The following is a 15,313-nucleotide window of genomic DNA, read 5'->3' on the forward strand; positions in this document are numbered from 1 at the left end:
CCTTCCTGCGGGGACGGGCCGCCGGTGGGGCGGACCGTCCCCTTCCCTTTCCCTCATCCCTCACAGGACGCCGGTCCACCGGCAACCTGTGGGGGCGCATTGCCAACCGCGGCCGTAGCTGTGCACGAGCGGTCCAGGGGCCCCGGGCAGACTCCCGAAGTTGCCCCGCGGCTGGACGTGCACCCGCTGCTCCACCCCGTTGACGTCCACGAAAGTGACGACGAAGCGATACGGCGGGTAGTGCTCCCGCCGGTCCACCGCCGGTGCCAGCTTCGGAAGATCGAGTCGCATGATGCTTCCTCGGATCGGGCGGGACCGGTGCCGGGTGCGTGCCCCGGCACCGGTCCCGCCGGTGACTCAGGACTCAGAACGGCAGGATGTCGCCGAGCAGGCTGCCAAGGAACCCGCTGGCCGCCGCACCGCCGGAGGTGTCGCCGTTCTCGGGGTGCTTGCCGCGCTGGATGGGTGCGGACTGCTGGGGGAGTTGGAGCCGGAGCTGGCCGGCGGTGGACCGGCGGGGCGTGTCGCCGCGGGCCTCGGGGGTGGCGTGGGTCTCGTCGAACATGATGCTCTCCTTTCCTTTCGTCTCCTGCCGCGGGGCAGGAGGCCGTCAGAACGGCAGGATGTCGCCGAGCAGGCTGCCGAGGATGCCGCTGGCCGCCGCACCGCCGGAGGTGTCGCCGTTCTCGGGGTGCTTGCCGCGCTGGACGGGTGCGGACTGCTGGGGGAGTTGGAGCCGGAGCTGGCCGGCGGTGGACCGGCGGGGCGTGTCGCCGCGGGCCTCGGGGGTGGCGTGGGTCTCGTCGAACATGATGCTGTCCTTTCCTCGAAGGCTCCGGTCAGGTGGCCACGCCGTAGCGCGCGTAGCACATCTGCCTGGCCGGGCCGGTCATGGTGGCGCAGGAGGACTTGGCGGCCGCGACGCCGGTACGGGCGTCTCGGGCTCCGGCCTCGGGGCCGTCGCGCTGGACGGGGCGGGCCTGGAGCGGCATGCCTCCCGGGCGGTTGCGTCGGGTGTCCATGGCGGTGTCTCCTCTCGGTGGTCGGCGGGGGTCTCAGAAGGAGCCGAGGAACGTGTGGACCGGGGCGAGGGTGACCGGCAGCTCGTCGCTCACGTCGATGGTGAACAGGTACGAGAGCCGGGACCTGCGTTCGTCCTCGGGGTCGTAGAAGGTCACGGTGACGTCCTGGCAGTCCGAACCGACCCTGCAGTAGGGGCTCTTGGCGACGGTGATGGTGTCGAGCGCGTAGAGGTTCTTCGTGGACCCCGGCACCTTGCTGGCCGAGAGCAGGCCTTCCGCGATCTTGTCGCCGAAGAGGAAGGCGTTGGTGCCCATGAAGTTGAGCGCGCGGTCGGCGGAGGTCTGGCCGAGGTTGCGGAACTGGTAGTAGATCTTGTCGAGCAGGGACCGGATCGTCAGCTTCAGGTCCTCCTCGTCGCGGAGCTGGACCTTGCCCTGCTTCTTGTCGGCCACCGGCGGGGCGTCGGTGTCCTTCTTGACCTGGTCGAAGACGAGGTCGACGAGCGCTGCCTCGTTCCACGTGTACAGACCGCGGCTCTTCACCTCGACGACCGGCACGATCTGACCGGAGTAGAGGCGAGTGGTGCGGTTGGTGAGGACGCCGGGCACGGAGACGCGGGAGATGTATCCGTCGCGTTCGACCGGGTCGTCCGGGTTGAGGGACTGGCCCGCGATGGCGTCACGGAACACCCGGTAGACCGTCGAGACCGGCGGATTGGCGAAGAGGCGGAACAGGTCGGCGTCGGTCTTGCCCTGCTCGGTGGCGATCCGGTCCGGCGCCTTGCGGGCGCGCTGGGCCTCCACCGGAGGGACCAGCGGCTCGCTCCAGTCCATGCCGGCGGAAGGCTCGGCCTCCAAGGCGTACACCGCGGCGCCGTCCAGGGTGAGGGTCCAGGTGACCTTGTCGGAGGCCCAGGGGGCGGTCGCGAGGTAGTCGCGGAGCTGGCGGGGACTGTACGGGTCCGGAATCTGCTCGACCACCTTGCCGTCGACCGTCGCGTCGACGAACGGCATCGACTGCCGGAAGCTGTCCCGGCGCGCCTCGGTCGGGTAGTCGAAGCCGATGGCGCCGATGGCGTAGATCAACTGACGGGGGGAGCCGCCGCCGGCGCCGCCGCAGGCGCAGGCGGCCGGGTCGCCGCCGCAGCCGCACGAGGGGCGCACTCCGGCGCTTGTTGAGACGTAGGGGGCGTGAACAGGGGGTGCAGTAGCACTCGGTGAGGAGACCGGGGCGGCCTGGACGGGGGCGGCTTGGACCGGAGCGGCCTGGACCGGGGCTTGGGCGGCCTGGACCTGAGCGGCCTGGACCGGGGCTTGAGCGGCCGGGGCCGTCGGCGGTGCCTGGATCGGGGCCGGCGCCTGCACCGGAGGCGGTGTCGCCTGGGCGGGCGCCACCGCGGGCGGCGCGCCGCCGTCGGCAGTGATGCCCGCCGGTACGGGAGGGGCCGCCGGTACGGGAGGGGCCACTGGTGCGGGGGCCATGGGCTGCGTGGGTGCGGGGGCCGCTGGTGCCCCGTACGGCTGGGGAGTCTCGTACCCGGCCGGGGCGACCTGCGGTACCGGGGCCTCGGACGGGGTGGGGGCGGCTGCGGGAGTGGTCACGGCTGTCTCCTCTTTCCTGGTGACGAAGGCGAGGGCCCGGACGGCGTCCAGGCTGCCGCCGAGCCCGCGGCGGCAGGACGGGGCGTCCGGGTCGCCACAGTCGGGGGCTGTGGCGGTCGCGAGCAGTACCTGCCCGGCGGCCTTCGGGTCCGCCGCCCCGCCGCCGGCCAGCTGCGCCGCGACGAGGAGCGCCGCGGTGCCGGCGACGAGCGGGGTGGCGAAGCTGCTGCCGGTGAGGGCGGCGAGCCCGCCGCCGGGTGCGGCTCCTTCGATGTCCTGCCCGGGGGCGAGGACGCCGTGGGTGCGGTAGGCGGTACCCCAGTTGCTGATGTCGAGCGGGGTGCCGTCGGCCGCGGCGGCGCCGACGGCGAGGACGGAGGGGACGGCGGCCGGGACCTGGAGGGCGTCGGCGCCGTCGTTGCCGACGGCGGAGACGACGAGGACTCCTCGGTCCTCACAGAGCCGCAGGGCCCGTTCGAGAAGGGCGTCGGCCTGGTCGGCGTCGGTGCGCTCGCCGCCGCTGATGTTGATGACGTGCGCGCCCTCCTCGACCGCCCGCTCGATGGCGCGGGCCAGGTCCACCTGGGGTACGCGGCCGTCGCCGCCGTCGCGGAAGACGGGGAGGATCAGGCCGCGGCAGTGCGGGGCGAGCCCGGCGACGGGGCTGTCGGGCCTGCCGAACAGCAGGCTGGCGACGTGGGTGCCGTGCAGGGACATGGGGCCGTGGCCCGCGGGCTCCTGCACCAGTGTGTCCAGGCGCGTAAGATCCGCGCCGGCGAAACAGGGGTGGGTCAGGTCCACGGGGCCGTCGAGCAGGGCCACACACACTCGGGGGTCGCCGAACGGCTCGCCGGGCCGAGCGCGGAGTTCTCCCAGGACTGCCCGAGGCTTCATCTCGGACCTGCTTTCCGTGCCCGAGGGCACCGCGTGCGGAAAGGCTTGTCGGTCCGACCGTCGGGTGTCGTCGTGGGCGGTTCGTCACCCGGAATGTGCAAGCGGCGTCGCCGGAGCGTTTCCGGTCCGTTGCCGGGGTGTCCTGCGGGCCGTCTGTCCGCCGGTCAGGCCAGGGGCGCGGCGGGCCCCGGCGCGTTCCGATCCGCTGTGGGGACGGTCGGGGCGGTGCGGTGGACCCGTGCGGCGGGGGGCCGGCGCGGGCGGATGCGCGGATGCGTGATCCACCTGCCGGTTGCACAGTGAGGGATGTGTCATCGAACGGCGTATACCTCGAACTGCTCGGTGCTTTCGAGCTCTCATACGCCGGATGCCGCATCCCCCTCCCTTCAGGGGCACAGCGCCTGTTGGCGCTTCTCGCCGTGCATTCGGCCGGCGGCGTGTACCGGGGTGCGGCAGCCGAGCGACTCTGGCCCGACTGCAGTCCCAGCAGAGCTTCAGCGAACCTCAGGACCGCGCTGTGCCACGGCCGGCGCGCGGGTCCCGTGACGACGGTGGAGTGTGTGGACCACAGGCTGCGGCTGGCTCCGGTGGTCCAGGTCGATCTGCACACCGTACGGGGCCTGGCGCAGGGCGCAGTGGCGGATGCCGAGCCGCCCGCCGACCCGGAGTGGCTGGTGGCGAGGCTCGGTGAGGAGTTGCTGCCCGTCTGGGCGGACGAGTGGCTGGTCCTGGAGCGGGAGCGCTGGGACCAGGTGCGGCTGCACGCGCTGGAGAGTCTGGCGCAGCGGCTGCGGCGGGACGGCGAGTATCTGGCGGCGCTCCAGACGGCGCTGACCGCGACCGAGATCGACCCGATCCGGGAGACGGCGCACCGCATCCTCATCGAGATCCATATCGCGGAGGGCAACACGGCGTGCGCGGTGAAGCGCTACAAGGCGTATCAGCGGCTGCTGCGGAGCGAGTTGGCGGTCGAACCGTCGCCGCTGATGACCCGCCTGGTCCAGGACCTGACTACGGCCCAGTCCGACGTGGGCCGGGCCTGACGTCGGTCTGTGCGACCCCGGCCCGGCTTGATGTCGACCCGACCCGACCCGACCAGACTCGACCCGGGCTTCTGCCTAGTCGGTGGCCGTGATGTGGGCGGCGATCGTGCGGGCGCACTCCAGCGACTCGGTGTGCGTGCTGTCGACCTCCACGTCGTAGACGACGCCCTGGTGCACGATGTCCGCCTGTTTCGCGGCCATTCCGGCGACCCGGTCGCCGCGCGCGATCTCGCGGCCCTCGGCGACGGCGCTGTCGCACCGGACGCCGACCCAGAGCACGTCCAGGTCGCCGACGAAGCTCCGCCAGCGTTCCTGGGCGGCTGCCCCGCTGAGGAAGACGTCGTCGATGATGACGCGGGCGCCCGCGCGGCACATGGTGACGACGCCCTCGGCCCAGGCGCCTTCGAGTGCGCGGAAGTCGGCCCCGATGTTCACCCCGCCGTCGGCGTCGAAGGCGATGCCGCCGTCGGAGCTCTGCATCTTCAGGGGCATCGCGTCGATGAGCGAGTCGACCCCGAACGCCAGCCAGGGGTCGGGCAGTACGGCCTGGAGACACCGCACGATCCCGGACTTCCCCGCGCTGGAACCGCCGTTGAGGATGATCATCTGTGTCGTCACCGCGTCACAGTACGGCGGTGACGACACCGTACGAAGTGAATTTCAGCCGCCGGGCCGGGCATGCCGACGCCTGTCAGCCGCCGGGCCGGGCGTCGACGCCTGTCAGCCGGCGCGCACCAGGACGGTCTCCTGGGGCGGGCCGCTGAGCAGTGCGGGCCCGGCGGCCATCGCGGCGGCGAGGTGCGGGCTCCTGAGGTGGGCCTCGAAGGCGTCCCGGTCGACCCACTCCTCGACGACGATCCAGGAGCCGGGCTCCAGCGGGTCCTCGTACGGCCGGTAGGAGAGGCAGCCGGGCTCGTCGAGGGTCGGCGCGACGAGCGAGAGCGCCTGCTTCCGTACGGCCTCCTCCTGCCCGGGTGCGGCCTGGAGCCGTGCGATGACGGTGACGGCGGTGGTGTCGCTCTGGGTCGTGCTGGTGGTCACGGATTCCCCCCGTGGGCGAGTGATGAACGTCGGGTCAGCGGGACGATACGGCCTTCTCGGTCAGGGGGGCGCCGGAAGTCACCACGCGGGACGGTGACTTGTGGAGCTTGAGGGCCACTGCCGCCGTCGCGAGGCCGAGTGCCGTCATCGTCGCGCCCGCCCAGGCCGTCGAGGCGAAGCCGAGGTTCGCGTCGATGACCGTGCCGCCGAGCCAGGGGCCGCCCGTGTTGCCGAGGTTGAAGGCGGCGGTGGTGGTGGCGCCCGCCAGGGTGGGGGCGGCGCCGGCGACGTTGAACATGCGGGCGTTGAGGGCCGGGGCCGTGTAGAAGGCGGAGACGCCCAGGAGGAAGGTCAGCACGATCGTGGCGACCGGGCTGGAGGCGAACAGGGCCAGGGCGACGAGGAAGACGGTGGAGGCGGCGATGCCGGTGAGCAGGACGCCGAAGAGGTGGGCGTCGGCGACCCGGCCGCCGATCGTCGTACCGATGACGGCGCCGATGCCGAAGAGTCCGAGGACGCCCGAGACCCAGGCCTCGTCGAGGCCGGACACGTCGGTGAGCAGTGGGGCGAGGTAGGAGAAGGCGCAGAAGACGCCGCCCGCCGCGAGGGCGGTGACGGCGATCGAGAGGAGGACCTGGCGGTCGCGGTAGATGGCGAGCTCGCGCTTGAGGCGGGGCTTCGCGTCGGGGAGCGGGATGCGGGGGATGCGGGTGACGACGCCGACGAGTGCGATCGCGGAGGCGAGGCCGACCGCCCAGAACGCGGAGCGCCAGCCGAGGTGCTCGCCGAGGAACGCGCCGGCGGGGACGCCGAGGACGTTGGCGATGGAGAGGCCGCCGATCATGACCGCCATGGCCCGGGCGCGTGAGCCGATCGGGACCATCGCGATGGCGACGGCCGCGCCGACGGCCCAGAAGCCCGCGCAGGCGAGGGCGCTGATGATGCGGGAGGCGAAGAGGATCGCGTAGTTGGGGGCGAGCGCGCCGGCTATCTGGCCGAGGCCGAAGACGGTGATGAGGGCGATCAGGGTGGTCTTGCGGGGGAGCCGGAGGGTGGCCACCGCGAGGAGCGGTGCGCCGACGACCATGCCGATCGCGAACGCCGAGATGAGGAGGCCGGCGCGGGGGATGGAGACGTTCATGTCCTCCGCGATGGGCGGAAGCAGCCCGGAGAGCATGAATTCGCTCGTGCCGAGCGCGAAGACGGACAGCCCGAGGATGTAGACGGCCAGCGGCATGCGGGTGCCGGGGGCGGTGGGCGCGGCGGCCTGCGCGGCGGACTCAGTGACCTGCGCGGCGGGCCCGGCGGCCTGCGCGGCGGGTTCGGTGGCCCGTGCGGAGGGTCCGGCGTCCGGTTCGGGGGCGGGTGTCGTGGGCTCGGCGGAGGGAGGCGGCATGACATGTGTCAACCTGCGGTTCATGCCTGTCATTCCCGGACCGCGGGGGATCTCGGCATACGGGACGGTGCTGGTCCAGGCCTTCTTACGGCCGGTAACAACATGATCAACCGGCGCGGCGCCTTGTCCCTCGCTGGGTGATTGTGTGCGCTTGGCTCCGGGCTGCCTGGTCAAGCCGAAGGGCGGGTCCGCCAGTTCGGCGTCGTTCGGCACGTCGTCCGGCAAGGCGTCGTTCAGCACCGGAGAGATGGGCCTTGGGGTTCGGGTTCTCGACGGAGGCAAAGGCATCCGGTCGGAGTTCGTGGACGACGACGAGGAGAGCCTGCTCCGCTTCGTCATCGAGGCGCCGGACACCGCCGTGCGCTGGGGAGTGAGCGGGCACGACGAGACGCTTTTCAACTCCAAGCAGGCGTATCAGCTGCTCCGCGAGATCGCGGAGATCCCTGCGGAGCGGGCGACCCCGGTCCTTCGGCTCCTGAGGGACGGCACATGGTGGGTCTACCGGAACAACGGATACGTCCAGTTCCTCGGTGACTGATCCATCGCACGGCAGCGCCCGGCCGGGACCTTCCCGGCCGGGCGTTCGTGCGTCCGGCCGCCGTCCCAAGAGGTTCCTTACGGCGGGTAACAAGATGATCAAAAAGCGGCTTGTTTTGTCCGTCGGTGGGCCCCGGCGTGCTGTTGGTGAAGATTGTTTGATCTTCCCGTGTAGAACCCCGCGTGACATGGTCGCCGGGTAAGCGGCAGCGCCGGCTCGTGGGGGAGGCGAGCGCGCCGGCTGTTGCCGTGCCGAGGGGGACACCGCCTGGGCCGTACGCCGCCGTCTGTCATGCCCATGCCGGGATGCTGTCGAACGATCGAGAGATTGCCAGGCAGAACATGTCATTGCTCAGAGACGCCGGCAGACGCCGGCGTCGCCTACGGTCCGCCGCGGCCAGAGCCACCGGCGTGGTGGCTCTCGTCACCGCCTCGGCCGTACTGACCGGCCTCGTCCAGGCCGTGCCCGCCGCGGCCGACACCGTGCCCGAAGAGGACACCGGTCTCTACCGCAACACCATCGGCCAGGACCGGCGGCTCGACCGCTGTCTCACCGGGGTGGCGCTGCACGTCGGCGGCCCCCTGATGAAGGCCAAGGCCATCGAGGGCCTGACCGGCACCGAGCAAATCCTCCGGGACACCGTCGGCGACATCGGCTGGATCGGCTTCGGCCCCCTCGGCCAGGCCGCCGACGCCGACAAGGACGCGGCCAGTGCCTACTCCACCCTGAACACGGAGCGCACCACAGCCCTCGACGACGGCAACAAGCCCTACCGCGAGTCGGCCTGGGCCGAAGAGGGCATGGAGTGGCACGCGCCGAGCTTCGGCGAGGACGTCACCCGCTTCGCGCTCGTCACCCAGACCGAACTCGCCTGGCGCCTCGGCAAGGACGAGCACAGCCACGCCAGCCCCGAGGCCATCGCCCGCGCCAAGGCCGTCACGGAGGAGAACCGCGGCAAGGACGACTGGCACGACTGGGCCGCGGACTCCATGCTGGGGGACAGCGACGTCGGCTCGGACTACTCGGGCGGTACGACCTCCAGCGACATCGCGTCCTACCTGCGGCGCGGCGGCTACGCGAAGGAGGCCCTCGCCAAGGACTCCCCCGCGTACCGCGTCGAGGTCGAGGACCTCAAGCAGGCCTGGGCCGCCTGTGACTGGCAGAACCCCGTCGACCCGCGGCGCACGCTCAACGAGCCCGTCATGAACGCGATGGTCGAATGGGAGCTGGAGTACGCCGGACAGGCGACCCAGCGCGCCACGATCATCAAGGCCGAGGCCGAGGCCTCGTCGGCGGCCCGCCAGGCCGCCGACCAGATGATCCAGGCCATCGGCCAGGCGTGGCGCGCCGACCAGATCCTGACCTGGCGCAAGTACTGGCAGGACACGCTCGCCAACGACCCCGACACCATCTTCGAGAAGCCCGACCAGGCGTTCTACGACAAGGCCACGGCCGATCTGGCCCAGGCCCGTACCAACGCCACCGCGCTCGTCACCTCGGCGAAGGCGCAGGCGGCCAAGGCCGCGGCCGCCGCGCAGAAGGCGGCGACCGCGCAGCAGGAGGCGTGGGCCGTCGCCGACACCTCTCACGTGCCGCGTGGTCGAGGTCTGATGTACGCCCAGCAGTCGGTGCAGGTCGCCCGCGCCTCCGCCGCGGCCGCCGAGGCCGCCGCGAAGGCGACCGAGACCGCCCTGGCCGCCGCGAACGCGACGATCGCCACCAGTGACGCGCTGCTCGCGAAGGCGCAGACCGAGTCGCACGCGATCAACACGGAGTTCCGCCGGGTCGCCGCCGAGGAGGCCGCCGCGCAGGCGAAGGCCGCCGCCGACAGCGCCGAGGCGAACGCCACGGCCGCCGCCGAGAGCGCGAACACGGCTAAGTCCGCGCGGACGACGGCCGAGCAGAAGCGAGACAAGGCCAAGACCGCCGCGACCACCGCCGCTTCCGAGCGCGCGAAGGCGCAGGCGGAGCAGGCCACCGCCGTCGCCTCCCGGGCCAAGGCCGCCACCGAGCGGACCAAGGCCGCGGAGGCCGAGGAGCGGGCCACCACCCAGCAGACGACGGCGAAGAACGCCGATACGTCCGCGGGAACGGCGACCGCCGACGCCACGGCGAAGCGGAAGCTCGCCGACGAGAAGGCGAAGGCCGCGCAGACCGCGCGCGAGAAGGCGATCGAGGCCCTCCGGACGAAGCAGGCCACCGCGGCCCGCGCCGCCGCCCTCGAAGCGGCGGCCACCGCTGCCGAGGGCAGCGCCGCCGCCGCCGAGACGCGGGCGGCTGCGACCACGGCCCGTACGGCCGCGAACCAGGCCGTCCAGGCCGCGACCGCCGCGCAGACCGCCGCCGACCAGGCCACCACGGCCGCCGTCGGCGCGCGCACCGCCGCGACCACGGCGGAGGGCGCCGCCGAGCGCGCCCAGGCCAACGCGACCAGTGCGTGGTCGGCGTACCGCGGCTCCCTCGACGCGGCCTCCACGGCGCACGCCGCTGCGGCCACCGCGCTGGACGCGTCGCAGGACGCCGCGATCCGTGCGGACAACGCGGCGACGGCTTCGGAGAACGCGACCGAGCTGGCCAAGAAGGCCCAGCAGGAGTCGCTCGCCGCCGGGACCAGCGCCGCCGAGGCGGTGAAGTCGGCCGGTACCGTCGTGGGCCGCGCCTACGCCGCCGGTCAGGCTGCGCTAGCCGCCCGCGACAGCGCCACGGCCGCGGTCGCCGCTGCCGGTGACGCCGTCTCGATCGGTACGCCGTATCAGGAGAAGGACAGTGCGGCCGCGTTCGCCGTGCTGGTCGGTCAGTCGTCGAAGACGGTCGCCGAGCAGCAGGCAGCCGCCGCCGAGGCGAAGGCCACCGCGGCCGCTGCCGCGGCGGAGTCCGCGCAGCAGACCGCCGCGCAGGCCACGGGTGACGCGAAGCTCGCCGCCGAGGCCGCCGCGCGTGCGGCGAGTGATTCGGCGCGCGCCGTCGAGGCCGTGACCCGGGCCCAGGCGTCCGCCGTCGAGGCCACCGACGCCCAGGCGGGCGCGAAGACGGCGTCCGACGCCGCCGCCGGCCACGCCCAGCAGGCCGGTGACGACGCCGCCTCCGCCCGCCTCACCGCGGACGGCGCGAGCAACGCCGCCACCGAGGCCGACCGTGAGGCGACCGACGCCGAGCGCCACGCCGCCGAGGCGAACGAGAAGGCCGGCCGGTCTTCCGAGGCCGCGCAGGAGGCCGCGCGCAAGGCGGCCGAGGCCGAGCAGGAGGCCAAGGACGCCGAGACGAAGGCCGGCGACGCGGCGGGCAACAGCTCCGCCGCCGAGGAGGCCGCGAAGAAGGCCGAGCAGGAGCAGCGCGAGAAGAACGAGGCCGCGCACCAGGAGGCCCTGGACCAGGGCGCCACGCCCATCAAGGGCGGCGCCTCCAACTGGCCCGTGCTCGGTGAGCGCGAGGAGCAGATCCTGCTCGACGCCTGCGGTCAGACCTGTGTCGACGACTACCGGAAGGGCCTTGCGGCCGTCTCCGTGAACGTCGTCGAGTGGGCGAGCGCGAACGGCGGGCAGATCCTCTTCGAGCAGCTCGACGCCGCCAAGGTCAAGGAGTGCCTGGCCGGTTACGACGTCGAGGACTGCCTCTGGGAGCTCGTCGACGTCGCCTCGTCCTCCGTGATCGTGGGCCGCATGCCCGCGCTGGCCCAGGCGATCGAGAAGGTCGCCGACGGCATGCGGACGATCTTCAACGACGCCGACAACGCCCTGCGCCGGCTCAACGACCTGGCGGCCGTCATCCGTGACGTCCGCTCCACCCCGCGCCTCAACCGGTGCCTCGCGGGAGTCGCCCTGCACGCGGGCGGCGCCAAGACGAAGGCCATGGCCATCCAGGGCCTCACCGGCGGCAACGAGGGCCTGGAAGCCGTCATCGGCGAGCGCGGCTGGATCGGGTTCATGCCCCTGGGGCAGGCCAGTGACCAGGACCGCGAGGCGGGTTACGCCTACCTGGACGCCTTCGCGGCCCAGAAGGCGATCCTGGAGGACGCCAACCGGCCGTACGCGATGAGCTCGTTCGACGACGGGATCACGCTGCACGCGCCGGAGTTCGGCGCCGACATCAGCGCCTACACCTACGCCACGCAGGCGAAGCTGGCCGGCCGCATCGGCTGGGACGCGCACACCAACGCGAGCCCCGAGGCGATCAACAAGGCCCGGCAGATCACCGAGCAGAACCGCGGCAAGGACGACTGGCACGACTTCGCGGCCGACTTCATGCTGCGGGACTCCAACGTCAACAACACCCGCTTCTTCGGCGGCACCACCGCCGCCGACATCGCCATCTACCTGCGGCACGGCGGCTTCCCCGCCCAGAAGATCGCCGAAGGCACGCCCGAGTTCCGCGTCGAGGTCGAGAACCTCAAGCAGGCCTGGGCCACGTGCAACCACGCGGACCCGGTCGACCCGCGCAACGCCCTCAGTGAGGCCGTCTCGCAGGCCTCGGCCGAGTGGGAGACGGAGTACGCCGGGCAGGCCGCCCCGCGCGCCGTCATCATGCAGGCGGAGGCCGACGCCGCCGCCGCGACCCGCACCGCCACCGCCACCATGATCGAGGCCATCGGCCAGGCGTGGCGTGCCGACCAGATCCTGCGCTGGCAGAAGTACTGGCACGACGAGCTCGAAGCCGACCCGGACCACATCCTCAAGCCGAAGCAGGCCCTCTTCGACAAGGCGAAGACGGACCTGGCCAACGCCCGGGGCAAGGTCCAGGCACTGGTCACCAAGGCCAAGGAGCAGGCCACTCTGGCCACCGCCGCCTCCCAGCGCGCGGTGACCGGCCAGCAGCAGGCCTGGACGATCGCGGACGCCTCCGAGGTGCCGCGCGGCCGCGGCCTGATGTACGCCCAGCAGTCGGTGCAGGTCGCCCGTGCCTCGGGCGCGGCCGCCACGGCCGCCGCCAAGGCGACGGAGACCGCGCTGAACGCGGCGAACGCCACGGTCTCGACGTCGGAGGCGCTCCTCGCCCTGGCGCAGACCGAGGCGCACGCGGTGAACACCGAGTTCCGCCGTATCGCCGCGCAGGAGGCCGCCGCCCAGGCGAAGGCCGCCGCGGACAGTGCCGACGCCTATGCGGCCTCGGCCGCGGCGAACGCCGAGAAGGCCAAGAAGGCCAAGGAGACGGCCCTCGCGGAGGAGCAGGACGCCAAGAAGGCGGCGGCCGACGCGCAGGCGTCGCGTGCCGTCGCCGAACTGGAGCGCGCCAACGCGGCGGCCTACCGGGCCACCGCGGAGAGCGAGCGGGACAAGGCGGCCGGCCACGAGGCCGACGCCGTCGCCCAGGGCCTGATCGCCGGCAACGCCCGTACGTCGGCGGAGGCGGCGGGATCCACGGCCTCCTCCCAGCGGGCCGTCGCCGAGCAGGCGGAGCGCGACGCGGTCGCCGCCCGCGACAACGCCCTCGAGGCCGAGCAGCGGCGGGACTCGCTGAACGCGAAGGCGGCGGCCATGGAGGCCGACGCCGCCGCCGACGAGGGTACGGACGCGGCTGTGGCCTCCCGCGCCGCCGCGACCGACGCCCGGTCGGCCGCGAACACGGCGACCACGGCGGCCACCAACGCGCGTGCGGCGGCGAACGCGGCCACGGCCGCGGCCACCAACGCCCGTGAGGCGGCCACCAAGGCGCAGGGCTCCGCGTCCCGTGCCAAGGCGGCGGCCGACAGCGCCTGGTCGTCCTACATGATCGCGGCCGGTTCCGCCGCCGCGGCGCACGCGGCCGCGGCCGATGCCATCGACGCCTCCGAGGCGGCGGCGGCCGACGCCAAGGGCGCCAAGGCGCAGTCGGAGAAGGCCTCCGCGGCGGCGAAGGTCGCCAAGACGGAGGCGGCGGCGGCCCGCAGCGAGGCGCTGCAGACCGCGGCCTGGGCGGCGACCACGGCGGGCAAGGCCCTCGCGGCCGTGAAGTCGTCGCTCGCGGCCCGTGACTCCGCCGCGGCGGTGATCAAGCCGGCCAACGAGGCGATCGCCCTCGGCGGTCCGTTCCAGGAGGTCGACAGCTCCGCGGCGTTCGCGGTGCTGACGGGGCAGCAGTCCCTGACGATCTCGCAGCAGCAGGCCGCCGCGGCGGCAGCCACGGCGAACCAGGCCGAAGGGTTCTCCGCCGAGGCGCAGGCCCTGGCCGCGCAGGCCGCCGCGGACATGAAGCTCGCGGCGCAGGCCGCAGCGGCCGCGGCGACCGACGCGCTCCGCGCCGCCAAGGCGTACGAGCGGGCCCAGGCCTCGGCCACCCAGGCGGCCAAGGACGCCAAGGAGGCCCAGGCGGCCGCGGGTCGTGCCGACGGCTACGCCATGGCGGCCGGCGAGGACGCCCTGGCGGCGTCGTGGGCGGCGATGGACGCGCAGGCCGACGCCAACGCGGCGGACGCCGCGGCCACCGAGGCCGAGGAGGACGCCGCCAACGCCCGCGCCGTGGCCACCAAGGCGGAGGAGGACGCAGCCAGCGCCCGTGCCACCGCCACCGAGGCCGAGGAGGACGCGACGGCGGCCGAGACGGCCGCGGCCGGTGCCAGGGACGCGGCGGAGGAGGCCCAGGACGCCGCGGACCGCACGGAGAGGGGCGGCAGCAGCGAGCAGATCTCGCAGGGTGTCACCACTGGCATCAGCGACGTGTGGGCGGTCCTCGACCACATCGAGTACATCGGCGAGCCGAAGAACGTCAAGAAGGACAACTGCAACCCGATCATCCACTTCGGGGACTGCAAGATCACGTCCGACGTCACGTACAAGTCGCACGTCGACGTGTACATGTGCATGGTGTCGTGGGAGTCGTACACGGACGCGGGCAGCTGCCCGGCCGCCGAGACCGTCTACCTCGGCCCCGAGGTGACGAAGGCCGAGACGAAGACCCTCAGCATCACGCTGACGATGACCGAGTTCAACTCGGGCATCGATCCGGTCGAGATCCTGCTCGGCGACTTCATCGGCTGCGCCAAGCTGCTCACGCCGGGTGTCTCCGGCGGCAGCTGGGGCGACTGCGCGTGGGCGGCGAGCTGGTTCGTCGGCGGCGTGATCTTCCGGTCGGCGAAGGCCGGAGTGATGGCGCTGGACGCCGCCATGAAGACGGGCATCGGGTTCATCGACGCCTATCGGGCGCTCCGCACCATCGGCCTGACCGAGGCCGCCGTCCAGGGCATCATCAGCCGTCTCCTCCGGAAGCTCGGCGATGCTTGCGAGGCGGCGAACCCCGCGACCTTCAAGCTCGCGGCGTTCTCCGTCGCGGCGGTCGACGACGACGTCGTCAAGGAATGCACCAAGATCCTCAGCGATCTGGTGAAGGACGGCGATCACATCGTCCTCGGGGTCAACCCCTACTCGGACAATCTGGCCAAGTCCATCGGCGCGGAGACGTTCAACAACAAGGCGTTCGGGACCAACCTGCCGGCAGCCATGGGCATGGGGGAGCGCCCCATCTGGACGGTGGGAGTGGAGCGAGCGGTGGGCAACCCCAACGTGAAGATCTCCGTTTCCCTGGACGGTGTCGCCGGTGCCAAGAACGCCGACGAGGCGCTGACCCTGCTTCTGCAGCGAGGGGACACGATCCCGAACAGCGACTGGGAGCTCATCCGGAAGACCGGCTGGGGAACCGCGTGGGAGATGGTCAAACTCCGTGCGGCCCTCCGGATGGAGTACCGCAAGTGGTCGTCCATCGAGTGGCACATGACCGTCACCGAGGACGGCAAGCAGGTGGTCAAGCAGGTCTACCCGACGCGCTTGACGTACGCCAACGGAACGCCGGTCGACTAGTGAGAAGAAGA

The 15,313-nt window shown here is 72.6% G+C and carries 11 protein-coding genes; 3 read left to right on the forward strand and 8 right to left on the reverse strand.

The window, feature by feature from the left end:
• Window positions 1-60: 60 nt before the first annotated feature.
• The 5 genes from OG462_RS24555 to OG462_RS24575 form a co-directional block, all read right to left on the reverse strand.
• Window positions 61-291 carry a hypothetical protein gene (locus tag OG462_RS24555; RefSeq protein ID WP_406060741.1) on the reverse strand — a complete coding sequence of 77 codons (231 nt, stop codon included), beginning with the start codon at window positions 289-291 and terminating at the stop codon, window positions 61-63.
• A gap of 73 nt (window positions 292-364) precedes the next feature.
• Complete coding sequence (locus tag OG462_RS24560) at window positions 365-565, reverse strand: hypothetical protein (RefSeq protein WP_406060742.1); 201 nt, start codon at window positions 563-565, stop codon at window positions 365-367.
• 45 nt (window positions 566-610) lie between these two features.
• Window positions 611-811 (reverse strand): hypothetical protein, encoded by a 201-nt coding sequence (locus OG462_RS24565; protein ID WP_406060743.1) that lies wholly within the window; start codon window positions 809-811, stop codon window positions 611-613.
• A gap of 28 nt (window positions 812-839) precedes the next feature.
• A complete protein-coding gene (locus tag OG462_RS24570; protein WP_406060745.1) occupies window positions 840-1,022 on the reverse strand; it encodes a hypothetical protein in 183 nt (60 codons plus the stop codon).
• A gap of 33 nt (window positions 1,023-1,055) precedes the next feature.
• Window positions 1,056-3,518, reverse strand: a complete 2,463-nt coding sequence (locus OG462_RS24575; protein WP_406060746.1) for a S8 family serine peptidase — start codon at window positions 3,516-3,518, stop codon at window positions 1,056-1,058.
• Between the two features lie 560 nt (window positions 3,519-4,078).
• Between OG462_RS24575 and OG462_RS24580 the strand changes: the two genes are divergently transcribed.
• On the forward strand, window positions 4,079-4,561 hold the full coding sequence (locus OG462_RS24580) for a BTAD domain-containing putative transcriptional regulator (RefSeq protein ID WP_406060748.1): 483 nt from the start codon (window positions 4,079-4,081) through the stop codon (window positions 4,559-4,561).
• Between the two features lie 75 nt (window positions 4,562-4,636).
• Here the strand turns inward: OG462_RS24580 and cpt are convergent, their stop codons facing one another.
• From cpt to OG462_RS24595, 3 genes are all read right to left on the reverse strand, one after another.
• Window positions 4,637-5,167 (reverse strand): chloramphenicol phosphotransferase CPT, encoded by a 531-nt coding sequence (cpt, locus tag OG462_RS24585; protein ID WP_406066694.1) that lies wholly within the window; start codon window positions 5,165-5,167, stop codon window positions 4,637-4,639.
• Between the two features lie 114 nt (window positions 5,168-5,281).
• Complete coding sequence (locus tag OG462_RS24590) at window positions 5,282-5,602, reverse strand: putative quinol monooxygenase (RefSeq protein ID WP_406060750.1); 321 nt, start codon at window positions 5,600-5,602, stop codon at window positions 5,282-5,284.
• Window positions 5,603-5,636: 34 nt separating this feature from the next.
• On the reverse strand, window positions 5,637-6,839 hold the full coding sequence (locus OG462_RS24595; protein WP_406066695.1) for a Cmx/CmrA family chloramphenicol efflux MFS transporter: 1,203 nt from the start codon (window positions 6,837-6,839) through the stop codon (window positions 5,637-5,639).
• 460 nt (window positions 6,840-7,299) lie between these two features.
• Here OG462_RS24595 and OG462_RS24600 point away from each other — a divergent pair, with 460 nt between their 5' ends.
• Both OG462_RS24600 and OG462_RS24605 read left to right on the forward strand, forming a co-directional pair.
• Window positions 7,300-7,536, forward strand: coding sequence for a hypothetical protein (locus OG462_RS24600; RefSeq protein ID WP_406060752.1), 237 nt, complete (start codon window positions 7,300-7,302; stop codon window positions 7,534-7,536).
• A gap of 410 nt (window positions 7,537-7,946) precedes the next feature.
• Window positions 7,947-15,302: a polymorphic toxin type 27 domain-containing protein gene (locus OG462_RS24605; protein WP_406060754.1), complete on the forward strand. Its 7,356-nt coding sequence runs from the start codon at window positions 7,947-7,949 to the stop codon at window positions 15,300-15,302.
• The last annotated feature ends 11 nt before the right edge of the window (window positions 15,303-15,313 follow it).

This window comes from Streptomyces sp. NBC_01077 (assembly GCF_045162855.1).
Classification (GTDB): Bacteria; Actinomycetota; Actinomycetes; order Streptomycetales; family Streptomycetaceae; genus Streptomyces.